General features: G+C 72.9%; 23 protein-coding genes. 11 read left to right on the forward strand and 12 right to left on the reverse strand.

Annotation, left to right across the window (positions count from 1 at the left end):
* Positions 1–20: 20 nt before the first annotated feature.
* Positions 21–587: a TIGR03086 family metal-binding protein gene (locus BDW27_RS06720; protein ID WP_110048636.1), complete on the reverse strand. Its 567-nt coding sequence runs from the start codon at positions 585–587 to the stop codon at positions 21–23.
* A gap of 130 nt (positions 588–717) precedes the next feature.
* On the opposite strand from BDW27_RS06720, the gene BDW27_RS06725 reads away from it, so the two are divergent.
* The 3 genes from BDW27_RS06725 (at position 718) to BDW27_RS06735 (ending at position 3,847) form a co-directional block, all read left to right on the forward strand.
* Positions 718–1,896, forward strand: coding sequence for a trans-acting enoyl reductase family protein (locus BDW27_RS06725; RefSeq protein WP_110048637.1), 1,179 nt, complete (start codon positions 718–720; stop codon positions 1,894–1,896).
* 49 nt (positions 1,897–1,945) lie between these two features.
* A complete protein-coding gene (locus BDW27_RS06730) occupies positions 1,946–2,857 on the forward strand; it encodes a patatin-like phospholipase family protein (RefSeq protein WP_199560562.1) in 912 nt (303 codons plus the stop codon).
* 69 nt (positions 2,858–2,926) lie between these two features.
* Positions 2,927–3,847 (forward strand): LLM class flavin-dependent oxidoreductase, encoded by a 921-nt coding sequence (locus BDW27_RS06735; RefSeq protein ID WP_110048639.1) that lies wholly within the window; start codon positions 2,927–2,929, stop codon positions 3,845–3,847.
* 172 nt (positions 3,848–4,019) lie between these two features.
* On the opposite strand, the gene BDW27_RS06740 is transcribed toward BDW27_RS06735, so the two are convergent.
* The 3 genes from BDW27_RS06740 to BDW27_RS06750 all read right to left on the reverse strand — a co-directional run bounded on the left by BDW27_RS06740 (position 4,020) and on the right by BDW27_RS06750 (position 7,549).
* Entirely contained in the window at positions 4,020–5,021 is a 1,002-nt protein-coding gene (locus BDW27_RS06740) for a hypothetical protein (protein WP_017543553.1), read from the reverse strand.
* 324 nt (positions 5,022–5,345) lie between these two features.
* The gene (locus BDW27_RS06745) at positions 5,346–6,839 is read right to left on the reverse strand and encodes an aminopeptidase P family protein (protein WP_017543554.1); all 1,494 of its coding nucleotides are present in this window, start codon (positions 6,837–6,839) and stop codon (positions 5,346–5,348) included.
* A 164-nt stretch (positions 6,840–7,003) separates the two neighbouring features.
* Positions 7,004–7,549: a GNAT family N-acetyltransferase gene (locus BDW27_RS06750; protein WP_110048640.1), complete on the reverse strand. Its 546-nt coding sequence runs from the start codon at positions 7,547–7,549 to the stop codon at positions 7,004–7,006.
* Between the two features lie 183 nt (positions 7,550–7,732).
* Here BDW27_RS06750 and BDW27_RS06755 point away from each other — a divergent pair, with 183 nt between their 5' ends.
* Complete coding sequence (locus BDW27_RS06755; protein ID WP_110048641.1) at positions 7,733–8,830, forward strand: alanine--glyoxylate aminotransferase family protein; 1,098 nt, start codon at positions 7,733–7,735, stop codon at positions 8,828–8,830.
* Between the two features lie 48 nt (positions 8,831–8,878).
* Here the strand turns inward: BDW27_RS06755 and BDW27_RS06760 are convergent, their stop codons facing one another.
* Positions 8,879–9,100 carry a DUF3099 domain-containing protein gene (locus tag BDW27_RS06760; protein WP_017543557.1) on the reverse strand — a complete coding sequence of 74 codons (222 nt, stop codon included), beginning with the start codon at positions 9,098–9,100 and terminating at the stop codon, positions 8,879–8,881.
* A gap of 45 nt (positions 9,101–9,145) precedes the next feature.
* Complete coding sequence (locus BDW27_RS06765; RefSeq protein ID WP_110048642.1) at positions 9,146–10,099, reverse strand: oxygenase MpaB family protein; 954 nt, start codon at positions 10,097–10,099, stop codon at positions 9,146–9,148.
* 192 nt (positions 10,100–10,291) lie between these two features.
* Between BDW27_RS06765 and BDW27_RS06770 the strand changes: the two genes are divergently transcribed.
* Entirely contained in the window at positions 10,292–11,005 is a 714-nt protein-coding gene (locus BDW27_RS06770) for a nuclear transport factor 2 family protein (protein WP_017543559.1), read from the forward strand.
* A gap of 16 nt (positions 11,006–11,021) precedes the next feature.
* On the opposite strand, the gene BDW27_RS06775 is transcribed toward BDW27_RS06770, so the two are convergent.
* Both BDW27_RS06775 and BDW27_RS06780 read right to left on the reverse strand, forming a co-directional pair.
* Positions 11,022–11,711 carry a response regulator transcription factor gene (locus tag BDW27_RS06775; RefSeq protein ID WP_017543560.1) on the reverse strand — a complete coding sequence of 230 codons (690 nt, stop codon included), beginning with the start codon at positions 11,709–11,711 and terminating at the stop codon, positions 11,022–11,024.
* Complete coding sequence (locus BDW27_RS06780) at positions 11,678–13,093, reverse strand: sensor histidine kinase (protein WP_110048643.1); 1,416 nt, start codon at positions 13,091–13,093, stop codon at positions 11,678–11,680. Before BDW27_RS06780 ends, BDW27_RS06775 begins: the two co-directional genes overlap by 34 nt.
* Before the next feature lie 137 nt (positions 13,094–13,230).
* Here BDW27_RS06780 and purB point away from each other — a divergent pair, with 137 nt between their 5' ends.
* On the forward strand, positions 13,231–14,661 hold the full coding sequence (gene purB / locus BDW27_RS06785) for an adenylosuccinate lyase (RefSeq protein WP_110048644.1): 1,431 nt from the start codon (positions 13,231–13,233) through the stop codon (positions 14,659–14,661).
* Between the two features lie 82 nt (positions 14,662–14,743).
* Here the strand turns inward: purB and BDW27_RS06790 are convergent, their stop codons facing one another.
* Complete coding sequence (locus BDW27_RS06790) at positions 14,744–15,994, reverse strand: sensor histidine kinase (RefSeq protein WP_110048645.1); 1,251 nt, start codon at positions 15,992–15,994, stop codon at positions 14,744–14,746.
* Positions 15,995–16,277: 283 nt separating this feature from the next.
* Here BDW27_RS06790 and BDW27_RS06795 point away from each other — a divergent pair, with 283 nt between their 5' ends.
* Positions 16,278–17,741 (forward strand): alpha/beta fold hydrolase, encoded by a 1,464-nt coding sequence (locus BDW27_RS06795; protein ID WP_110048646.1) that lies wholly within the window; start codon positions 16,278–16,280, stop codon positions 17,739–17,741.
* A 79-nt stretch (positions 17,742–17,820) separates the two neighbouring features.
* Here BDW27_RS06795 and BDW27_RS06800 read toward each other — a convergent pair whose 3' ends face one another.
* The gene (locus BDW27_RS06800; protein WP_110048647.1) at positions 17,821–18,126 is read right to left on the reverse strand and encodes a hypothetical protein; all 306 of its coding nucleotides are present in this window, start codon (positions 18,124–18,126) and stop codon (positions 17,821–17,823) included.
* A 162-nt stretch (positions 18,127–18,288) separates the two neighbouring features.
* Between BDW27_RS06800 and BDW27_RS27415 the strand changes: the two genes are divergently transcribed.
* The 3 genes from BDW27_RS27415 (at position 18,289) to BDW27_RS06810 (ending at position 20,092) form a co-directional block, all read left to right on the forward strand.
* A complete protein-coding gene (locus BDW27_RS27415; RefSeq protein ID WP_017543566.1) occupies positions 18,289–18,444 on the forward strand; it encodes a hypothetical protein in 156 nt (51 codons plus the stop codon).
* A 275-nt stretch (positions 18,445–18,719) separates the two neighbouring features.
* Positions 18,720–19,589 (forward strand): serine/threonine kinase, encoded by an 870-nt coding sequence (locus tag BDW27_RS06805; RefSeq protein WP_370446451.1) that lies wholly within the window; start codon positions 18,720–18,722, stop codon positions 19,587–19,589.
* 149 nt (positions 19,590–19,738) lie between these two features.
* Complete coding sequence (locus BDW27_RS06810) at positions 19,739–20,092, forward strand: hypothetical protein (RefSeq protein ID WP_233515659.1); 354 nt, start codon at positions 19,739–19,741, stop codon at positions 20,090–20,092.
* Between the two features lie 8 nt (positions 20,093–20,100).
* On the opposite strand, the gene BDW27_RS06815 is transcribed toward BDW27_RS06810, so the two are convergent.
* Positions 20,101–21,060 carry a threonine/serine dehydratase gene (locus BDW27_RS06815; RefSeq protein ID WP_110048648.1) on the reverse strand — a complete coding sequence of 320 codons (960 nt, stop codon included), beginning with the start codon at positions 21,058–21,060 and terminating at the stop codon, positions 20,101–20,103.
* A gap of 50 nt (positions 21,061–21,110) precedes the next feature.
* On the opposite strand from BDW27_RS06815, the gene BDW27_RS06820 reads away from it, so the two are divergent.
* Positions 21,111–21,704, forward strand: a complete 594-nt coding sequence (locus BDW27_RS06820; protein WP_017543569.1) for a flavin reductase family protein — start codon at positions 21,111–21,113, stop codon at positions 21,702–21,704.
* An 85-nt stretch (positions 21,705–21,789) separates the two neighbouring features.
* Here BDW27_RS06820 and BDW27_RS06825 read toward each other — a convergent pair whose 3' ends face one another.
* Positions 21,790–22,461, reverse strand: coding sequence for a maleylpyruvate isomerase family mycothiol-dependent enzyme (locus BDW27_RS06825; RefSeq protein ID WP_110048649.1), 672 nt, complete (start codon positions 22,459–22,461; stop codon positions 21,790–21,792).
* Positions 22,462–22,532 lie beyond the last annotated feature (71 nt).

Genomic DNA, 22,532 nt, shown 5'->3' on the forward strand with positions numbered 1-22,532 from the left:
GCGCCGCCCGGGGCTTGCGCCTAGGCCGCGCGCCCGGTCAGGGCGAGGAGCCGGGTCTGGGGGTCGGCGTCGGGTCCCACGGGGACCTGTTCGGCGAACAGGCTGCTGCCGGACAGCACCGCCTGGTTCTCACCGGCCCATTCGAGGAGCTCCGCGACCAGAGCGGGGTCGAGCCGCTCGTCGACGCCGACCGCCCTGGCCAGGTCCCAGGCGTGGACCCCGAGGTCGAAGGTCATCTGCCACAGGTACACGTGGCCCGGGACGTCGCCGAAGGACAGGTGCACCGTCCGGTCCAACGCGGAGGGGGCCAGCCACGCGGTTCGGGCCTCTCGAGAGGCCACGGACCAGGTGGCGGCCGGTTCCTCGCCGAGGACGTCGCCGTCGAAACGGTCCCCGACCTCCTCGATGCTCGCCCCGTCGAGCAGGGACGGCACCCACAGCTGTTCCGAGGTGAGGTGGTTGACCAGGTCGTGCACGTCCCAGTCCGTGCAGGGGGTGGGTCGCGCCCAGTCGGTCAGAGCCACCTCCGCCACTCGGCGGTCGAACTCCGCCATCGCGGTGCCGTGCAGGTCGACCAGGTCGGCCATGGTTGTCTCTCCCGTGTTCGGATGCCGTTCCGGAGCTGCCTACCCGGTGGTCCCGGCGCGCCAAACCGGTTGGACCGGGCGTGCGAGACTGAGTGCGGCTCATGGAGCAGATCTGAGAGGTTGGACCACCGTGGAACGCGGTCATGACATCGTCCTGTTCGGCGCGACCGGCTTCACCGGGGCGCTGACCGCCGAGTACCTGGCCACCAACGCCCCACGCGGGCTGCGGTGGGCCCTCGCGGGGCGGGACCGCGACCGGTTGGAGGCGGTGCGGGCGGAGCTGGCCGAGATCGACCCGGACCGGCCCCTGCCGGAGCTGCTGCTGGCCGACGTCGAGGACCCCGCCTCGATCCGTGCCCTCGCCGCCTCCGCCCGGGTCGTCATCTCCACCGTGGGACCCTACGCCGAGCGCGGCGAACCCCTGGTGGCCGCCTGCGCGGCCGAGGGCACCGACTACGTGGACCTGTGCGGCGAGCCCGCCTTCGTGGACCTCATGTACGTCCGCCACCACGCCACCGCGGAGCGCACCGGCGCGCGGATCGTGCACGCCTGCGGTTTCGACTCGATCCCCCACGACCTGGGGGTGCTGTTCACCGTCGAGCGACTGCCCGAGGGGGTTCCGCTGCACGTGGAGGGGTTCGTCCGGGCCCGGGGGAACGTCTCCGGGGGCACCCTGCACTCGGCCGTGGACGCCTTCGCGGACCCGGCGGGCATGCTGGCGGCGGCCCGGGAGCGGAGTCGGGTCGAGGACGGGCCCCGGGATCGGCGGGTGCGGATCGACAACCGCGGTCGGCCGCGTACCCGGCTGGCGCGGGGGTGGACCGTGCCCCTGCCCACCCTGGACCCCAGGGTGGTGGTCAGGTCGGCGGCGGCCCTCGAACGCTACGGGCCGGACTTCACCTACGGCCACTACGCGGCCTTCCGGCGGCTCGGCAGCGCCCTGGGCGCGGTCGGGGCGGCCGCCGGGGTGATGGCGGCCGCCCAGGCACCGCCGTTGCGGGATCGCCTGAAGTCGCTGCGTCCGCCGGGCGCGGGCCCCTCCGAGGAGCAGCTGGCCAACGGGTGGTTCACCGTGCACTTCTCGGGGTCGGGCGGCGGCCGTCGGGTACACACGCTGGTCTCGGGTGGCGAGCCCGGATACGGGGCGACCTCGGGGATGCTCGCGGAGTCGGCGCTGTGCCTGTGGCAGGACGACCTCCCGCAGACCTCGGGCCAGGTGACCACCGCCGTGGCCATGGGCGACGCGCTCATCCGGAGGCTGCCCCGGGCCGGGATCGACTTCGAGGTCCTGCGCACCGTCGAGGGCTGAGGGGCTGCCCAGGCCGGTTCGGGAGCGCCTCCCTTCCTACACTGTCCGGGTGACAGACGCGCCTGAGACCCCCCGTGGCACCACCCCGCCCCTCGCAGCCGACCCTCCGGACACCCCCACCGGTGGACGCGACCCCGGTCCGGTGGCGTTCGTGCTCGGCGGGGGCGGGGTACGCGGCGCCGTCGAGGTGGGCATGATCCGTGCGCTGCTGGAGGAGGGGATCACCCCGGACCTGGTGGTGGGGACCTCCATCGGCGCGATCAACGGCGCGGTGCTGGCCGCCGACCCCTCGACGGCGGCGGTGGAGCGGCTGACCCGCACCTGGACCTCGGAGGAGGCCGACACGGTGTTCGGGGAGGCGGTGGGCCGTCAACTGCACCGGATCGTGACGACCCGCACCCACCTGATCTCACCCGAACCGCTGCGCCGCCTCCTGGTGAAGATGCTCGGCCCCGATCCCGTCTTCGAGGACCTGGCGGTACCGCTGCGGGTGGTGGCGGCCAGCATCGAGCGCGCGGCCGAGCACTGGTTCTCGGAGGGGCCGCTGATCGAGGCCGTACTGGCCTCCTCCGCCGTCCCCGGGTTGCTGCCGCCCACCCGGATCGACGGCGAGCACTTCATGGACGGGGGGATCGTCAACTCCATCCCGATCGAGGCCGCCGTGCGGGCGGGTGCGCGCACGGTGTACGTGTTGCAGGTGGGTCGGGTGGAGGAACCGCTGTCGCCGCCGACCAACCCGGTGGAGACGGCGCGGGTGGCCTTCGAGATCGCGCGCCGCCACCGTTTCGCCCGGGACCTCGCGACGCTGCCGGAGGACGTCCGGCTGCACGTACTGCCCAGCGGGGGTGCGTTGGCGGGCGACGACAAACCGTTGGCGTTCCGGCGGCTGGACACCGTACAGAGGCGGATCGACCGCGCTTACGAGGCCTCACGGGGGTACCTGGCCGGGGTCGGCGCCTGAACGGGGGCTCTCGCGGCTCCGACACGCGGCCCTTGACCTCAACCGGTGTTGAGGACTCAGGCTGGGGGCATGAGCATGATCGACATCGGTGCGGTGCTGCCCACCGCCATGGACGAACTGAGCGATCCCCGTACCCCCGGGGTCTCCGAAGCCGCCCGGGCGGTCGAGGAGCGCGGTCTGGAGTCGCTGTGGGTGGCCGACCTGGTCCTGGGTGACGGGACGCCCGCCCTGGAACCGGCCCTGACCCTGGCGGCGGCGGCCTCCGTCACCCGAACGGTCCGGTTGGGGTTCGGGGTCCTGTCCGTTCCGCCGAGGCCGGCTCCCTGGCTGGCCGCGCAGATCGCCACCCTCCAACACCTGTCCGACCACCGGATCCTCCTGGGTGTGGGGGTCGGCGGGTTCCCCGACTCCCCCCTGTGGCAGGCGCTGGGCGTCCCCGCGAAGGGGCGCGGCCGGGCCACCGACGCCGTCCTGGACCTCCTCCCGCCCCTTGTGGCTGGGGAGGAAGTCCGTTTCCCGTCGGCCGAGACGTCACTGCGGTTGGCCCCGCCCGCGCCGATGCCGCCGCTCCTCGTGGGCGGCGGGGAGCGGGCCTTGGACCGGGTCCTGCGGCTGGGCGCGGGGTGGTTCCCCTCCCAGCTCTCCCCCGCCGCCCTGGGAGCGGCCGTGACACGTCTGCGCACGCGCGCCGAGGCTCGGGGGCTCCCCCGTCCCCCGGTGACCGTGGGCGGTCACCTCATCCTCGGTGAGGGGCCGTCGGCCCGCCTGGCCCACGACACCCTCGTCCGGCAGCTCGTGGAAGAGCACGGGGTCCCCGAGGAGGAGGCGACCCGCGCGCCGATGACGGCGCGGACCCCGGGGGAACTCGCCGAGCTGTACGCGGCGTACGCGGAGGCCGGGGCGGACCGCGTCGTCGCGGGCGCGGACAACGTGGGGTGGATGGAGCAGTTGGACTTCGTCGCCGAGGCCCGCGCCCTGCTGCCCGGCTAGGGGCCGAGACCGCCCGGCGTGCTGTCCCCGAGACGGGAGGGGCACGCGACCGGACAGGGACCGGCCCCGCCGTGGTCCCACTGCGGCCCGGCCCCCGGGCAGACGAGGCGCAGGGACGGGGGGCGGTCCGGTGGCGGGCGGCCGCGGCGCCCTGGCCCGCCCCGGCCGGACCCTAGGGCTTCACGTTCAGGGCGTACACACCCTCGGTGGTGGCCAAGACCACCACCCGGTCCGGTGCGGCGACCAGGTCCTCCAGGTCGCCCGGCCAGGTCTCGGGGATCTCCACGACCGGCTGCCCCGGGCGGTCCAGGTACCGGACGCGCAGCCGGTCCAGGTACCAGGAGCCCAGACCGCCGGGGCGGGCGTCCTCCTCCTGGTAGACGGCGACCGCCTCGCCCTCCCACTCGACCAGGGACACCAGCGTGCGCGGCCCGCCGAGCTCGGCGACCAGTTCGAGATCGGGCAGCGAGTGGATCCGCCCGGCCACCGCCAGCAGGGACCGGCCGCCGACCCGTGCCGCCACGGTTTCGGAGTCGGCGTGGCTCTCCACCTCGCCGAGGTACTCGCCGTCCTCCAGCCGGTACACGCGCTCACGGGGGTGTTCGTAGTCGGCGAGGATGACCGGGTCGAACCCGGGGTCCTGGCCGGGAGCGACCAGGAAGTCCCCGGCGAAGGACATCCGCTCCCCCCTGGCCTCGTGGCCGGGCCGGGAGTCGGCGAGGTCGGGCACGGTCTCACCCGTGAACGGGTCCACCGCCCACCACCGGGTACCGCCGTCACCGTCCTCACCGAAGAGGAGGACCACCGCCTCCTTGTCCAGGACGCGTAGGGCCACGTCGTCGGGCCACAGCTCACCGGGCTCGGCGAGGTCGGTCTCCAGCAGCGGCGTGCCGGTGCTCGGGTCGCGCACCGTCACCGAGCGCCGGGAGGCCTGGACCAGGACCGTGCCCGGCCACTGCTGCCCGTCGGGCGCCCGCGCCAGGTTGACCGGTCCCTGCGCCTCGAAGGCGGTGCCCAGGGGGCGCAGGGAGCGGGTGTCGAAGGCCCGGGCCTCGTACCGCGACTTCCTGGGGTCGGGGTTGGGGTCGACGTCGCCGTGAACGAGGACCGTCCGCTCCGCCAGGAACAGGCGGGGAAACCTCAGCACCCTGCGCCACAGCCGTTCCGCGCGCACGCGTGAACCTCCCCCAGTTCTGTCTTACGTATCCGCTCGCCACAAAAACCGTAGCGGGTGCCAGATCGGACCGCCCCCTGATCGGGAAGGCCGTCGGTGGATCAGACTGATGGTTCCACACCCGCCCCGGTGAATATCCGGACAGGGCGGGCATGCCACATTCCCACCCACGATCGGGCCGAGGCTACGGACAGCCGAAATCCTCCGACCACTGCCGTTGCACCGGCCCACCGGTGACCGAATCCCGGGCCGGACACGACGACGGGCCGCCTTCCTCCGGGGAAGACGGCCCGTGCGCCGGTTCGGGCCTCGGGGACGCCGCGGTCAGCGCGGCAGGCGCTCGGCCAGCCAGGCCTCGACGTCCACGGAGGACCTCGGCAGGCCGGCCGACATCACGGTGCGGCCCTCTTCGGTGACCAGGACGTCGTCCTCGATACGCACACCGATGCCGCGCAGCTCCTCGGGGACGGTGAGGTCGTCGGGCTGGAAGTACAGGCCCGGCTCCACGGTGAGCACCATGCCCGGCTTCAGCTCGCCGTACAGGTGGGTCTCCTGACGGGACACGGCGCAGTCATGGACGTCCATGCCGAGCATGTGGCCGGTGCCGTGCAGCGTGTACCGGCGCTGGAGGCCCAGCTCCAGCACGAGGTCGACCGGCCCCTCCAGCAGGCCCCACTCCACCAGGCCCTCGGCCAGCGCGCGCTGGGAGGCCTCGTGGAAGGCGGTGAAGGGCTGGCCCGGGGCCACGGCGGCGATCCCGGCCTCCTGCGCCTCGTAGACCAGGTCGTAGACCTTGCGCTGGAGGTCGGTGAAGGTCCCCGAGACCGGCATGGTGCGGGTGACGTCGGCGGTGTAGAGGGTGGTGGTCTCCACACCGGCGTCCAGGAGCAGCAGGTCGCCCTCGCGGACCGGGCCGTCGTTGCGGGTCCAGTGCAGGGTGGTGGCGTTGGCGCCGGAGGCGGCGATGGTGCCGTATCCGACGTCGTTGCCCTCCACCCGGGCCCGCAGGAAGAAGGTGCCCTCGACGTAGCGCTCCGAGGTGTCCCTGGCCTGCGGGAGCGCCCTGGCGACGTCGCTGAAGCCGCGCGCGGTGGCGTCGACGGCCAGCTGGAGCTGGGCCACCTCCCACTCGTCCTTGACCAGGCGGTGGTCGGCCAGGACGACGCCGAGGTCCTCGTCGAGCTGGGCCGACTTGGCGCGGGCATCGTCGTCGGCGTCAGCGCGCAGCTCGTCCACGAGGGCGTCGATCTCGGCGTCGTGGCCGCGCACCACGCGGGTGGTGGCGGAGGCGTCGCCGCGCAGGGCCGCGGGCAGGGTGCGCACGTCGGCGGTGGGCACGCCGAGCAGGTCGGAGGCCTCGCCGAGACTGTTGCGGCGCCCGGTCCACAGCTCGCCGTAGCCGCCGAGCCAGAACTCGCCGTTGTCGCGGTTGGAGCGCGGCTTGAGGTAGAGGACGACGTCGTGGCCGCCGTCGGCCTTCGGGGTGAGCACCAGGCAGTTGCCGTCGGTGGTGTCACCGGTCAGGTAGGCGTAGTTGGTGGCGGCGCGGAAGGGGTACTCGGTGTCGTTGGAGCGGGTCAGGAGCTGACCGGAGGGGATGACCAGCCGGTCGCCGGGGAAGGCCGCGCTGAGCGCGGCCCGGCGGCGGGCGGTGTGCTCGGCCTGCTCGATCGGTTCGAGGTCCCGCAGTTCGGTGTCGGCCCAGCCGGTGGTCATCCACGCCGCGAGCTCGTCGGAGACCGACTGCGCCTGGCCGTTCTTGCGCGGCCTGAACACGGGGGCGTCGACCTCGGCCTCGGGGCGCTGCTGCTCGCTCACGTTGTGACTCTCCAGAGTTCGTCGAAAGGGTGCGGGGAAGCGCGGACCGCTGGCGGCGGTCGCCTGTCCTCATCGTACGGGGGCCTTCATACCCCTGTCCGCGCGCCGGACATAGCGCTGCCCATAACGTCCGGACCAGCGCCGGTGTGTCCGTGCGCGGCCGGTCAGGTCCGTTCGGTGGCCAGGTCGTGGGTGAAGGGGATGGCCTTCGGGTAGGGCAGGTCCTCGACGGTGGCCGGGTCCACCCAGCGGTAGCCGATGCGCTCGTACAGGGCGACCGCCTCGGGCTGGGAGGGCCCGGTGAAGAGGATGACCCGGCTGTAGCCGAGGTCACGCGCCGCGCCCTCCAGCGCGCTCATGATCCGCCGCCCCAGGCCGCGCCTCCGGTGCCGGGCGCTGGTCCACACGCGCTTGAACTCGACGGTGTCGGCCCGGCTCGCGCGGTCCCGGTGGTACGGGCGCAGCGCTCCCCCGGCCACGACCTCCCCGTCGATCTCGGCCAGGACCAGGCAGCCGTGCGGGGCGACGAACTCGGTGACCGGGTAGCGGCTGAGTTCGTCGGCCGCGCCCTCGGCGCCGTAGCGTTCGGTGTACTCCTCCAGGAGTCCGGCGAGCAGCCCGTCCACCCGGGGGTCGTCGTGGGCCACCCGGAGCATGCGCACGCCGTCGGTGTCGGCTCGTGTGGCCGCCTCGGTGTTGGTGTCGGTCATGGGTGGTTGGGCGTGCGGGCACCAGCCTCCGGCTGGGGCGGGAGACGCCCGTCTCCTTCCTGGTTGGGCCGCTTCGGGACCGGTTCGAGGCGGGGGAGCCGCGGGTGGTGGCGCGAGAGCCGGAGCACGGCCCCGGATCACCCCGTTTGGGCCCGGTGGGCGCGTCCCGGCTAGTGTTCGACCATGTCAGTCAGCGAACGCACCCTACTGGGCCCCGGTCCGAGCAACCCCTACCCGGAGGCGACTCTGGGCCTGACCGCTCCGCTCCTCGGGCACCTGGACCCCGAGTTCATCACCCTGCTGGAACGCACCTGCGAGCGGCTGCGTTCCCTCTGGGGCACCGAGAACCCGCTCACACTCCCGCTCTCCGGTACCGGATCCCTCGGCATGGAGACCGCCTTCGCCAACACCGTGCACTCCGGTGACGTCGTGGTGGTGGCGGTCAACGGGCTGTTCGGCGAGCGGATGTGCGAGGTCGCCGGGCGTTACGGCGCCGAGGTGGTCCGGGTGGACCACGAGTGGGGCCAGCCCGTGGACGTCCAGCGCGTCCTGGACGCCCACCCCGCGCCGAAGCTGGTGGCGGCCGTGCACGCGGAGACCTCCACCGGTGTGGTCAGCGACATCGGCGCGCTGGGCCGGGCCCTGCGCGAACGGTCCGACGACACCCTGCTGCTGGCCGACTGCGTCACCTCGCTCGGCGGAATGCCGATGGACCTCGACGCGTGGCGGGTGGACATCGCCTACTCAGGCACCCAGAAGTGCCTGGGCGTGGCGCCGGGCCTGGCGCCCTTCACCTTCTCCGAGCGCGCCTGGGAGCGCAGGGTGCAGGCCCCGCCCGTATGGTACGTGGACCTCGGCCTGCTCGGCGCGTACGTGCGCGGCGGCCCGGGTGGGCGCGCCTACCACCACACCGCCCCGACCGCGATGGTCGCCTCCCTGGACGCGGCGCTGACCCGGATCGAGGAGGAGGGCGTGGACTCCGTCGCTGCCCGCCACGAGGCTGCCGGTGCGCGCCTGCGCGAGGGCCTCCAGGAGATGGGGCTGGAGCTGTTCGCCGCCGAGGGCCACCGGTTGTCCCAGCTGACCTCGGTGCGGGTGCCCGAGGGCGTGGACTCGGGCAAGGTGCGCGAGCGACTGCTGCGCGACTACGGCCTGGAGATCGGTGCCGGTGTGGGTCCGTACGCCGCGACGGTGTGGCGGATCGGCCTCATGGGTCACAACGCCCGCCTGGACCGCGCCGAGCTGGTCCTGGGCGCCCTGCGGCGCGTCCTGGAGCGCTGACACCCCGGGTACGGGTCCGGCGCGGGGCCGGGCGCTCTCGGCGTCGGACTACTCGGCGTTGGGCCCGTACCTGTTGTCGTGGTCGCGCGGGTCGTCCGGGTCGGAGATGCTGCCCAGGGTCATCGCGATCGGTGGCAGCACCATGGCCACCAGGCACATCGCCACCGCCCATCCCGTGCCGAGCAGGTAGTAGGCGGGGGTGGCGCCGACGAACAGCACCAGGCACGTCCCCATGACGAGCGCGTACCGGACCTTCCTGCGTTTGACCATGTCACCTCCGGTGTCCCGTTGGTGAGGCCGCCTCCGCGTTCCACGTTAGTCCGCGGGGTCGGGCACGGTCGAGGTCCGGCTCCGTTCGCGAAGGGCCGAGGCGTGCGGGGACGAGGGCACGGAGCGGGGACGCGCGAGCCGCAACCCGTCCTCCACGCGGTATCCGGCCGCGAGGAGCCGTCGCCTGGCCTCGTCCGCACTGCGCACGGTGGCTTCGTCGAAGAGCAGGTCGTAGTAGCGCTCGGGCACCCGGTTGAGCCCCGAGCGCAGCGCCCGCAGGCTCGCGGTGGCCGCCGCTCCCGCCCCGGGCACCTCCGGGAGCGTCCCGTAGGCCCTGCGCGCCCACGAGGGCAGCGTGGCGTAGGACAGCGCGCCGACCGGGAACCAGAGCGGTTTGAGCGGTGTGAGCCAGGCGAGCCGGTCGGGGATCCTGGGCCAGAGCAGGAAGCGCACGGCCTGGCGGGCTTCGGGAGTCACGCGCAGGCTGGGCCGGACGGCGGCCAGGTAGCGGCGCATGGCGGCGACGTCACGGGGGACGTCGCCGGGTGAGAGGCCGACGAGCGTGGCGGTGTGCGCCTGCTCGTCGAGGTAGCGGTCGCGGTCGGCGGCGCTCAGCTCCACTCCGGCACGGTGGCAGGTCTCCAGGTACGAGGTGACCTCGGCGCAGTGCACCCACACGAGGAGGTCGTGCCGGTCGACCCGGTGGAGTCGGCCGCTGGCGGGGTCGGTGAAGCTCAGCGCGCGGTGGACGCGGCGGACGTGCCGCCCCAGTGCGTCGGCCTCGGTCAGGCTGCCGTAGGTGGTGACCGCCACGAAGTGGGCGGTCCGCAGCAGGCGCCCGGTCGGGTCGGAGCGGAAGTCGGAGCGCTGCCAGACCCCCTGCATGGCGATCGGGTGGAGTGCCTGGAGCATGAGGGCGCGCACGCCCGCCACCCACATGGAACGGTCCAGGTGCACCCTCCAGGTGACGCTCTCGGGAGCGGCGACCGTGGGCCTCATCCTGCCTCCTCCGGGGGTACGGGTGCGCACCCCTGCGCGCCACCGGTCGATCCCCCTCCCCCGGCCCGGGCAAACCCAGGCCTGACCCGGGATTGGTCGAACCGGGAGCTGGGGGGCGAGGAGAGTGGAGGGAGAGGCACCAGTGAGTCCAACGTGCCTTACTGAAGTTCTCAGCGGAAAGGGGTCCGCACCATGTCTGTCAACACCAGCGGCACGGAATTCGACATCGACGTGTTCCGGCGCGCCGTCGAGGACGGTGACACCGACACCCTCGTAGGCCAGTTCGCGGAGGACGCGGACATGGAGACCGTCGACCGCCGCACCCCGCCCAGCGCACCCACCGTCCTCCACGGACGCGCGTCGATCGAGGACCAGATCCGGCAGGTCTACTCGATGGACCTGGACCACGAGGTCCTGGAGTGCGTGACGGACGGCGACCACGCCGCCTACACGGAGCGGTGCACCTACCCGGACGGCCTCACCGTCAGGAGCATCTCCATGCTGGACCTGGAGGACGGCCGGATCGTCCACCAGTCCATGGTGCAGGCCTGGGACGAGGAGTCCCCGGGCGCCGTGCGGATCGGCGACTTCGACACCTCCGACGACCGCATGGAGTTCGACCACGGGCACGTGGAGTCCGTGCGCCTGGGCGGCCAGATACTGAACCGCCTCACCCTCGAGCCGGGGTGGCGTTGGAGCGAGCACATGGGGCCCGACGCGGGCACGGACCTGTGCATGGCCACCCACTCGCTCACGCTCATGCGGGGAACCATGGGGTTCCGCACCTCCGACGGCGCCGAGCGCGAACTGCGCGCGGGCCAGGTGGCGTTCGTTCCGCCCGGGCACGACGCCTGGGTCATCGGTGACGAGCCCGCGGTGGTCGTGGACCGGTCCATGAACGGCTGAGTGTCGGGCGCCCGGGTCAGTCGGCCTGGGCGCGGAGGAACGCCAGGACCGCCTGGACACGGCGGTGGGTGTCGTCGTCGGGCGGCAGGTCGAGTTTGGCCAGGATGTTGCCCACGTGCTTGCCCACCGCCGCGTCGCTGACCACCAGCTTGCGGGCGATGGCCCCGTTCGAGTGACCCTCGGCCATCAGCTCCAGCACCTGCCGTTCGCGGGCGGTCAGTCGTTCGAGGGGGTCGGAGCTGCGGCGCAGCAGCTGCCGGACGACCTCGGGGTCAACGAAGGTGGCGCCCTCCACGACCCTGCGCAGGACCGAGGCGAACTCGCGGACGTCACCCACCCGCTGTTTGAGCAGGTAGCCCACGCCCTTGCCGTCGCCCGAGTCGAGCAGGTCGGTGGCGTAGCTGAGCTCCACGTACTGGCTGAGCGCCACCACCGCCAGCCCGGGGTCCTCACGGCGCAGGCGCACGGCGGCGCGCAGCCCCTCGTCGGTGAAGTCGGGGGGCATCCGGATGTCGGTGACCACCAGGCCCGGGCGGTGCTCGGTCACCGCCTCGACGAGGGCGTCACCGTCCTCGACCGCGGCGACGACCGGGAAGCCGAAGCGCTCCAGTACCCCAACCAGGCCCTCACGCAGCAGCACTCCGTCCTCCGCGAGCACGGTCGGAACGGGGGTCACGGCGTCGGGTTCGCGGGGATCGGTCCGCACGGCAGCTCCACTCGGATTCGGGTCGGCCCGCCTTCGGGGCTCGTGAGTCTCATTGTCCCGCCCATCACCGCGACCCGGTCACGGAGTCCGGTCAGTCCGCTGCCGCGGTCGGCGTCGGCACCGCCGACCCCGTCGTCGGTGACCTCCACGGTGAGGACGGCGGTTCCGTCGTCCTGCGGCCCGCCCGGGGCTCCCGGTGTCGCGGCCCCGGGGTGTCCGGGTGCCAGGTGGGCGCGCACGGTCACGGCGTCGGCCCGGGCGTGCTTGTAGACGTTGGTGAGCGCCTCGGCAACCACGAAGTAGGCGGTCCCCTCCACGTGCGCGGGCAGGCGGTGCGGGATAGCGGTCTCCACGGTGACGGGTGCCGGGCAGTGGTCGGCCAGCTCCTGGAGGGCGTCGCGCAGTCCGCGGTCGGTGAGCACGCGCGGGTGGATGCCGCGCACCAGTTCACGGATCTCGGTGATGAGGTCGTCCGCCTTGGCCTGGGCCGCGGCCACGCGGAGGTCGGCCGGTGAGCCCTCGTCCAGGTCCACGCGCGCCATACCCAGGTCCATGCTGAGGGCCACGAGTCGCTGTTGGGCGCCGTCGTGCAGGTCGCGTTCGATCCGGCGGCGCTCGTACTCGAAGGCGTTCACGAGCCGGGCGCGGGACTCGGTGACCTGGTCGAGCTCGGCTCGCAGTTCCTCCTTGGGCGGTCCGACCAGGAGGGCGCGGGCGATGACCCCGTGGCCGTAGGAGATGAGCCCGCAGGCGTAGAAGAGCAGGGCCGCCGTGAGCGGGGCGGCCAGGGCGTAGGGCAGCGCCTCGGCCGGGGTGGTGAGGGTGGTCCAGCCCAGGGCGATCGGGCCCTCGTTCTCGTCGCGCAGCAGGATGGGTCCCGCCGCCAGGATCGCCGTGGCCACCGTCAGCGAGACGGTCACCAGCAGGGACAGGCCGAGGATCGGGAACATGACCGCCGCGTAGGCGACTTCCCGCCACGTCGCGGCTTCGGAGTAGCGGGTGCGCACCCAGCCCCACAGGCCGGGTGGCGGGGGCCGGTGTCCGCTGCGGTTCTCCTCCGGCATCACCAGGTACAGGCGTCGGCGTTCCAGGGCGCCCAGGGGAATGGCCACCAGTGGGGCGAAGCAGAGCACCATGAGGAGCCCGAACAGGAACCACGACGTCAACGAGCCCGCGTCGTAACCGTTTCCCAGGCGCGCCACGAACACCGCCCAGGGCGCGTACACGGGCGACGCCACGACGACCAGCGTGCCCCCGACGGCCAGGGTGGTCAGCTGGTAGGCAAGGGACCGCCACGGCCAGGCCGAGAGCAGGTACCGGGGGCTGGCGAGCGACTGGAGCAGCGTGCCCGGCCCTCTGCGGCGGACGTTCGGGGTGATCATGCCTCAACGCTAGGGCGCGGCGCGGGGGCGGGGACATCCGCCGGGCCCACCGGTCGGGGGTAGGGACGGCACTACCGGTGAACTGGAGCTGGACCGACGCGCGACCGCCCCGCCGCGGGGCGATAGGGTGGGACGACGTGAGCGCGAAACCTGTGATCCCCGATGTCCTGGCTGCCCGCTACGCGTCCGCGGAGCTGACCCGGCTGTGGTCCCCTGAGTACAAGGTGGTCGCCGAGAGGCGGCTGTGGCTGGCCGTTCTGCGCGCCCAGGCGCGTCTGGGCGTGGACGTTCCGGCCGGTGTGGTGGAGGACTACGAGAAGGTCCTCGAACAGGTCGACCTGGCCTCCATCGCCGAGCGCGAGCGGGTCACCCGGCACGACGTGAAGGCCCGGATCGAGGAGTTCAACGCCCTCGCCGGTCACGAGCACGTCCACAAGGGCATGACCTCGCGCGACCTCACCGAGAACGTCGAGCAGCTCCAGGTCCGCGACAGCCTCCTGCTGGTGCGCGACCGCGTGGTGGCGCTGCTGGCCCGGCTCGGCAGGCTGTCCGCCGAGTACGGCGAGACCGTCATGGCGGGCCGTTCCCACAACGTGGCCGCGCAGGCCACCACGCTGGGCAAGCGGTTCGCGTCGATCGCCGACGAGGTGCTGGTGGCCCTGGGGCGTCTGGACGAGCTGATCGCCCGGTACCCGCTGCGCGGGATCAAGGGCCCGGTGGGCACCGCCCAGGACATGCTGGACCTGCTCGGCGGTGACCGTGCGGCGCTGGACACGCTGGAGGACGAGGTCGCCGCCCACCTGGGCTTCGAGCACCGGTTCACCAGCGTGGGCCAGGTGTACCCGCGTTCGCTGGACTTCGAGGTCCTGACCTCGCTGGTGCAGCTCGCCGCGGGCCCGTCCTCCCTGGCGAAGACGATCCGTCTGATGGCCGGGCACGAGCTGGTCACCGAGGGCTTCGCCGAGGGCCAGGTCGGTTCCTCCGCCATGCCGCACAAGATGAACACGCGCTCGTGCGAGCGGGTCAACGGCCTCACCGTGATCCTGCGCGGGTACGCGTCGATGACCGGTGAGCTGGCGGGCGACCAGTGGAACGAGGGCGATGTGTCGTGCTCGGTGGTGCGCAGGGTGGCGCTGCCGGACGCGTTCTTCGCCTTCGACGGGCTGGTCGAGACCATGCTGACGGTCCTGGACGAGTTCGCTGCCTTCCCCGCTGTGGTCTCCGCCGAGCTGGACCGCTACCTGCCGTTCCTGGCCACCACCAAGATGCTGATGGCGGCGGTGCGCGCCGGGGTGGGCCGTGAGACAGCCCACGAGCTCATCAAGGAGCACGCGGTGGGCTCCGCGCTGGCCATGCGCCAGGAGGGCGTGGGCAACCAGCTGCTGGACCGGTTGGCCGCCGACGAGCGCTTCCCGTTGGACCGCGCCGCCCTGGACGCGCTGCTGGCCGACCGGATCACCTTCACGGGTGCGGCCGCCGACCAGGTGGCGACCGTGGTGGCGCGGATCGAGGAGATCACCGCCGCCCGCCCGGAGGCCGCCGCCTACGCGCCCGGGTCGATCCTGTAGGTACCTACGACGAGGGCCCGGGGTGCGCGACGCCCCCGGGCCCCTCGTCGTTCCCGCGCCGGTCGCGCCCCCGTTCGTTCCGTCAGGCGGGAGCCGACCGAGCGTCCGCCACCGCGGGGAGTTCGGCGGTCAGTCGCCACCCGCCGTCGGGGGTCTCCTCCGAGGTGAGTCGGCCACCCAGGGCGTCCACCCGCTCCCGGAGCCCGGACAGCCCGTATCCGCTCTCGGGCGGCGGCACCAGGTCGCTCGGCGGTTCCGCGTTGGCGACCTCCACCGTCAGGGTCTCCCCGTCCACCCGGACCGACACGGTCACGTCGGCTCCCGCCGCGTGCTTGGCGGCGTTGGTCACCCCCTCCTTCACCACCTGGAAGGCGGCGCGCTGGACGGTGAGCGGGAGGTCGCCCGCCCCGGGGAGCCCGTCCCGGAGTTCGACGGTCATCCCCGCCTCACGCCACTCGTCGAGCAGTTCCCGCACGCGTTCCAGGGTGGGTTGCGGCTGGCCGGGCGCGGGGCCCGAGGGCTGTTGGCGGAGCACGCCGAGGATGTCGCGCAGCTCTCCGAGTGCCTGGCGTCCCGTCCCACGGATGAGCCCCGCGGTCTCCAGGGCCCTCGGATCGCTGGTGGAGACCTCCAGCCCTCCGGCGTGCAGGACGATCAGGCTGACCCGGTGGGCGACCACGTCGTGCATCTCCCTGGCGATGCGGTTGCGTTCGGCGCTCACCGCGCGTTCGGCGAGCAGGTGCCGTTCCCGGTCGAGCCGTTCGGCCCGCTCGGTGAGCCCGTCCACGAGCTGGCGGCGGGTGCCCACGTACAGTCCCAGGGCCAGGATCAGCAGCACGGCCATCACGCCCATGAACACGAACTGGGCCTCATCCTGGTAGACGACGACCACCACCGCGGCGAAGCACAGCGACCAGGCGACCGGGGCGAGCGGGCTCCGGGCGAAGGCCGCGTAGGAGTAGACGGCCACGAGGGCGGGGACGATGTTGCCGAAACCCAGGAGCAGCAGGAAGGCCAGCACCAGCAACCACAGGGGGCGGGTGCGCCGGACCAGCATGGCCGCCGACGCGCACAGCGCGGGCGCGGCGACGTACAGCAGCCCCGGAAGCTCAGGGCCGTACAGCTCGGACTGGGTCTCGAGGAGAGTATCCGTCCAGGCTCCGGCCAGGCCCCAGCCGTCCAGGGCCTGGATCTGGAACTGGACGGTGAAGAGCAGAGTGCCCAGAGCGTAGAGCCAGTCGGCGGCGGTCCCGCGCCACTCGCGTCGGCTGAGGGGGTCCAGATCGCGCCATCGGGCGAGGCAGCGGCTGGGAAGAGGGATCCGGGTGCGCATGAGGGCTGAGTGTAGGCGCCCGTCACCGCGTCCGGGCCGCGTGTCGGTCCGACCAGCCCCCATGCTCGCTCGACCCCCCACGAAAGTCGGTGACCCGAACCGACCAAGGACACGGCGCGACGGTCTCCACCCGGTACTTGGGAGACCCGGCGGATCATCCGCCAGGGGCATGCCCGGAGGGGGAGGCCGTACGTAGCATTGCGGCGACTCCGAGACACCGGGGCGCCACGTGCTCCGGTCAGCTCATTCTCAGACGCGTCCCCGACCCCGAGTGGAGACCCCCATGCCCCTTGCACGCGGTACGGCCCTGACCGCCCTGTCGGGACTGATGCTCACGACCGGAGCCGTCCCGGCCGGTGCGGTGCCCGCCCCGGAACCGGACTGGCGGCTCTGTTCGGAGGTGGCCGCCGGCTGGGACGAGGACGACGAACGCACCCTGTGCGGGACCGTGGCCGTGCCCCTCGACCACGACGACCCCGACGGGCGCACCATCGAGATCGCCGTGACCCGGATCCCCGCCGCCGAGGACAACACCTACCCGGTGCTCTTCAACCCCGGAGGGCCGGGACACCAGGGCGTGACCATGCCCGGACGCATCCTCGACAGTGAGGCGCGGGACCTGGGGCTGCGGCACGACCTCATCGGGTTCGATCCGCGCGGTATCGGCCACAGCGCGGCCCTGGAGTGCGACGACGACTACGTCGCGCCCGATCCCTCGCCCGACCTGAGTGCGGAGCAACGGGCGCGCGCCCTCGCCGAGGAGCACGCCCGGATCAACGCGGAGTGTCACGCCAACGACCCGGAGCTGGTCGACTCCCTGACCGTGGAGAACGTGGCCCGTGACATGGAACTGGTCCGCCAGGCACTGGGCGCGGAGACCATCGGCTACTACGGGGTCTCGTGGGGGTCCCTGCTCGGCGTGACCTACCGTTCCCTGTTCGACGACCGGGTGGAGGCCATGCTCCTGGACTCGGTGGTGTCCCCGGACACCAGCGTGTCCCGACTGGAGGAGGGCCAGGCGGAGGCGGGCGAGGAGGTCTTCCACCGGTTCACCGACTGGGTGGCCGAACACGACGACGTCTACGGTCTGGGCACGGAGGGCGGGCCGGTGCGGACGCGGGTGCTGGATCTTCGTGACGAACTGGCGGAGGAGCCGCGCACCGCACCCGACGGGACCGTGGTGGACGGCGACGCCGTGACGGCGCTACTGTCCACGCCCGAGCGCGAGTGGCCCGACAACGCGGCTGCCCTGGTGACCCTGCTGGACGGGGGCGTCCCCGAGCTGGGGCAGCCCCACTCCGAGGGGTTCGGTTGGGACACCGAGACCGACGGTGGCACCTTCTTCGCCCAGATGGCGCTGCTGTGCAACGACTCCGAGAGCCCGCGTGACTTCGACCAGGTGTGGCAGAACCGGACTGAACGGGCCGAGCGTCTGCCCGCCATGGGCACTCTGGGCTTCTACGAGCACCTGTGCGTGGGCTGGCCCTCAGCGGGTCTGGCGCCGGAGCTGAGCCGGGGTGAGAGCCCGCTCCAGCTGGTGGGCCACACCCGCGAGATGGTCACGCCCCACCGCTGGGCCCTGGACATGAGTGAGGTCGTCGGCGGTCGGGTCCTGAGCGTGGAGGACGACGGCCACGGCACACTGTCCGACCTGCCCTGCGCCGAGACGGCGGTGGAGTTCTTCGAGACCCGTGAGGCGGTCACCGACACCTGCCCGGGTACGACCCCGCCCACTCCCCGGGGTTGAGAGAACGGCCCGGGTACCCTCCCGCCACTCGGGAGGGCACCGGGGTCCCCCTGGGGGCGCGGGTCAGCTGAGGGCGCGGTCAGCCGGGGTCGAGGTCGCTCAGTGCCCGTTCCCAGCGGCGACGTCTCTCGTCGACGGTCAGTTCCCACCAGGGGGTGCCCCTCTCCCCCAGGCCCTCCTTGGCGCGCCGCACGTTCGCCCGAGCCTCCCGCTCCGCCTCCGCGTCACGCGCCCGCAGGGCCGAGGCCACGTCCCGGCGCGCCGCCATCAGGTGATCGACCAGGCGCTGGCGCACCGGCGCGGGGAGCTCCGGGTCGCTGGCCCGCCACTTTCGTCCCCGGACGACGACGTAGCGGCCGTCCGGGGTGGGTTCGGCGTCCGACATGGTCGGGAGCCTGCCCCGGCCCCGTCCGCGCCACACCGGACGGTCCGGGCGGCGGAGCCCGCGACGGGATATGACGCAGTTCACTCAAGCTTACACTGGGTCTGAAAGTTAACACCTATTACGGTTGGAGGCGTCGGCGACCTCGAACCCCCGGAGCTCCCCATGATCGACGCCACCTCGTTCGGCACCGCCCTGACCACGCTGGCGGTCATCGCGACACTGGTGATCGCCTTCGGCCTGGCCGTCCTGTCCGACATGGCCATGCGCCGCCGCGAGGACCGCGCGGCCGCTCCGGACCGGCGCGCCACCGAGGACTGACGCGACGCCGAGCCGTCCCGCTCGGCGATCGCCGTGGGCGTCTTCGCCTGCGCGGCGCTCCGGAACGGACGTACCTGGTGAACGCTCTGTGAGCGCTCTCCGCCGCTCTCGATGATCCGCCCCTACTCTCTGTGCCCCGTTAGGGTGGCTTTCGCCGCATGGTGCGGCACGGTGATCGGCGCCCGCTCCGCCCTCACGGATCCTGAGACGGAGCCCGTATGACCCATCCCCCATCCGCGCCCGGGGCTGTCCCGGGGCGGAGGAGACTCTCCCCGTTGGCCAGGATCGGCCTGGGGTGCGGCGGCTGCGCGACCCTGGCCTTCCTCGGCTTCGTCGCGCTGGTCGTCCTCGCGCTGATCCTGCCTCCGACGGCCGAGGAACCCGCGTCCGCTTCCCCCGCGGAGGAGACCGTCCTCGAACTGGTGGGGCTCGACCTGCCGGACGCCGAGGAAGAGCTGGACGAGGCCGGTCTGGACCTCGACGACCTGGTTCTGGGAGCGCTCTCCGAGGACGCGCCGTGGACGCGCTCGGCGATGGTCGTGTGCGACCAGGAACTCACCGAGGACACCGCGGTGCTGACCGTGGTGCCCGCGGGAGCGGACTGCCCCGATGACGACACCACCGAGGAGTGGCCGAGGCTCCCCGACTTCGCCGACGAAAGGGTCGGCGAGGCCCAGGAGTGGATTGAGGGCGCGGGCCTGACCATGGTGGTCGAGAGCGCCTTCGGGGACGTGGACGCCCCGGACGCGGCGGACGCCGGCGGGCACACCGTCTGCGGACAGGAGCCCGAGGGGGAGGGCGCCACCGCACCGTTCTCCGACACCCTCGAGGTGGAGCTCTTCGTGGTCTCCGCCGACCTCGACTGCCCCGGGGAGATCGGCGACCCCAGCCCCACCCCGGAACCCGAACCCGAACCTGAGCCCGAGCCTGCTCCGGAACCCGCACCGGCGCCCGAACCGGCGCCCGAACCCGCGCCCGCACCAGCGCCCGATCCGGAGCCCGCACCGGAACCGGCCCCGGTCCAGGGCGTGCATCCCGGCGCCTTCTGCTCGCAGCACTGGCAGTACGGCCGCACCAACAACGGCACGCTCATGCAGTGCACGACCACGGCGGAGGACTCGCGCTACCGCTGGCGCGCCGCCTGAGGACTGCGTGTGAGGGACCAGGTGAGAGGCTTTTCCGCGTCAGCCTCTCACTTGGGCCCCACCCCGCTCCGGCGTGGCTAGGGTGATCACGCGTCCGACGCTCGTCGACGGTCGCGTCCGCCCCCCGACAGCCCCAGCTTGGAGTCCCCGTGCGTTACGCAGGTCCGATCCCGCACCGTGTGGTCCGGCCCTTCAACCAGTGTGTACTGGCACTGCGTTCCTCACCCCGCTGGGGGCGGCCGCTGCGCCGACACCTGACGGTGGTCACCTACACGGGACGGCGGTCCGGGCGGGAGTTCTCCACCCCGGTCGCCTATCGGCTCAGCGGATCGACGGTGACCGTCCCGGTCGCCATCCCCGAACGCAAGAAGTGGTGGCGCAACTTCACCGGTGAGGGCGGCCCCCTGTCCCTGGAGCTGCCCGAAGGGGTGCGGTCCGGGCACGCGGTGGCCAGTACGGACCAGCGGGGCCGAGTCACCGTCACCGTGCGTCTGGACGACTGAGCCCGGGCTCAACCCACGGCGGTCAACCGAGTGAACAGGGCGGGGTCGACGTTGCCGCCCGAGACCACCGCGACCGTGGCCTCCGGCCGCCCCGGCACCGTCTCCACCTTTCCCGCCAGGACCGCCGCCGTGGCCAGGGCACCGCTGGGTTCGGCGACCAGCCGGGCCCCGTGGGCGAGCGCGGACACCGCTCCGGCGATCTCGTCCTCGGAGACGGTGACGATCTCGTCCAACCGGGCCGCCAGGTGGGCGAAGGTGCGTTCGGACAGGCCGACGCGCACCCCGTCGGCCATGGTCCGGTGGGTGCGCTCCGGTTCCCAGGCGACCAGACGTCCCTCGCGCAGGCTCTCGGCGGCGTCGGCGGCCAACTCGGGTTCGACGCCCACGACGCGCACCCGGCGGGGGTGCACCGTCCAGGCCGCCGTGGTCACCCCGGACGCCAGCCCTCCCCCACCCACCGGCACCACGATGGTGGTGACCTCGGGTGACTGTTCCAGGATCTCCAGACCCACGGTGCCCTGCCCGGCGATCACCCGGGGGTCGTCGAAGGGCGGGACCAGCGCGAGGAGTTCGCGATCCCGGAGCTCGATGGCGGCGGCCAGGCGTTCAGCGGGCGGGACGGTCACCACACGCGCTCCGTACCCGCGTATCCGGTCCACCTTGACCTCCGGGGCGCCCTCCGGCACCACCACGGTGCAGGGCACCCGCTGCCGGGCGGCGGCGAGGGCCAGCGCGAGGCCGTGGTTGCCCGAGGAGTGCGTGACCACTCCGTGTTCGCGCTGGACCGGGGTGAGCTGGGCGACGGCGTTGGTGGCGCCGCGCAGTTTGAAGGCGCCGGTGGGTTGCAGGCTCTCCGGTTTGAGGAGGAGGTCCGTCCCGTGGGGCCCCGCGGTGAGGGGTGTACGAACCACGTGTCCCTGAACCCGGGTGGCGGCGGCGCGGACGTCGTCGGCAGTGACCAGTTCCATCCGGTGGGTATGCCCGCGTCCACCACCCGCACACGGGATACTCGTTGGTGATGCGTACCGAATACACCCCCGTCGCCCTGCCCGGCCGGGACTTCTACAAGCTGATGTCGTCCGTGGTCCTGCCGCGCCCGATCGCGTGGGTCTCCACCACCTCCGAGTCCGGCGTGGACAACCTCGCGCCGCACTCCTTCTTCACGATCTCCTGCACGGAACCGCCGATCGTGCAGTTCACCTCGGTGGGCCGCAAGGACTCCCTGCGCAACGCCGAGGCCACCGGGGAGTTCGTGGTCAACCTGGCCACCGAACCGCTCCAGGAGCAGATCAACGCGTCCGCGACGGACTACCCGCCGCACCTGAGCGAGTTCGACGAGCTGGGGATCGAGCGGGAGGCGAGCACCACGGTGCGGCCGCCCCGGGTCGCGGCGTCGCCCGTGGCGTTGGAGTGCGCCCTGCACTCGACCCTGCGCCTGGGTGACTCCACGGTGGTGTTCGGCCGGGTCCGGACCGTGGCCGTGGACGAGTCCGTCCTGGTGGACGGCCTCCCGGAGGTCACCCTGCTGCGCCCGATGGCCCGGCTCGGGCGCAACGAGTGGTCCACCCTGGGTGAGGTGCGCGCCATCGACCGCATCCCCTACACCCCCTGAACCGCTGACCAGACCGTCACCGAGCGCCCGACCGGCGAGGGAACGCCCACGCCTCCGCCCGCACCGGGTCTCCTCGGAGAACCGGTCAGACGGTCAGGTCGGCCTCGGGGGCGGGCAGGGTGGGCAGGAACGGAGCCACCCCGGCCGGGTCGCCGCCGGCCCAGTCCATGGCCGTGATCTGACGGACGCTGCGGCGCCCGGTGACCGCCCGGGCCAGCTCGTAGGCGGTGCCGCTCAGGGTGAGGACGCCGCCCTCGCCGAGGTCCCACTTCTGACCGGTGTCAGTGGCGACCACCCGCAGGGCGGGACCCTCGGTGGGCCAGGCCTTCGCCAGTCCGCCGAGCGGGAAGTCCGCGAGCTGGTCGGCGTCCTCGGTCTGGGCGGCCAGTCCGAGGGCGCCCCGCAGATCGTTCTCGTGGTGCCACAGGTCCAGGGCGAGCAGGCTGTAGCGCCTGCGCCTGCTGGTCCTCAGCAGCTCCAGCACGGCGGGGGCCTCCTCGCGCCACTGGTCGGCGACGGAGCCGATGTTCAGGTGGGCCCGGTCGGCGACCTGGCGCGCCGTGACCTCGTCACTGACCGGTGGCGTGACGTCGCCCCGCACCACGTCCGCGCCGAGTCCGGCGAGGTGGGCGTACACCTGCTGGACGGTCCAGTCCGGGCAGGCGGGGACGACGGTGGCGAGCTGGTCCTGATCGAGGTCGGCGGCCAGGTCGAGGAGGCGGTCCTGGCAGTTCTGGTAGATACGCGCGGAGTCCATCGGCCCAGGTTACCTAACACCGTTAGGGACCAGGGGGCCGGTCCCGGAGCACGACGCCCCGGGACCGGTCC

This window comes from Nocardiopsis sp. L17-MgMaSL7, from assembly GCF_003182025.1.
GTDB classification, from domain to species: domain Bacteria; phylum Actinomycetota; class Actinomycetes; order Streptosporangiales; family Streptosporangiaceae; genus Nocardiopsis; species Nocardiopsis prasina.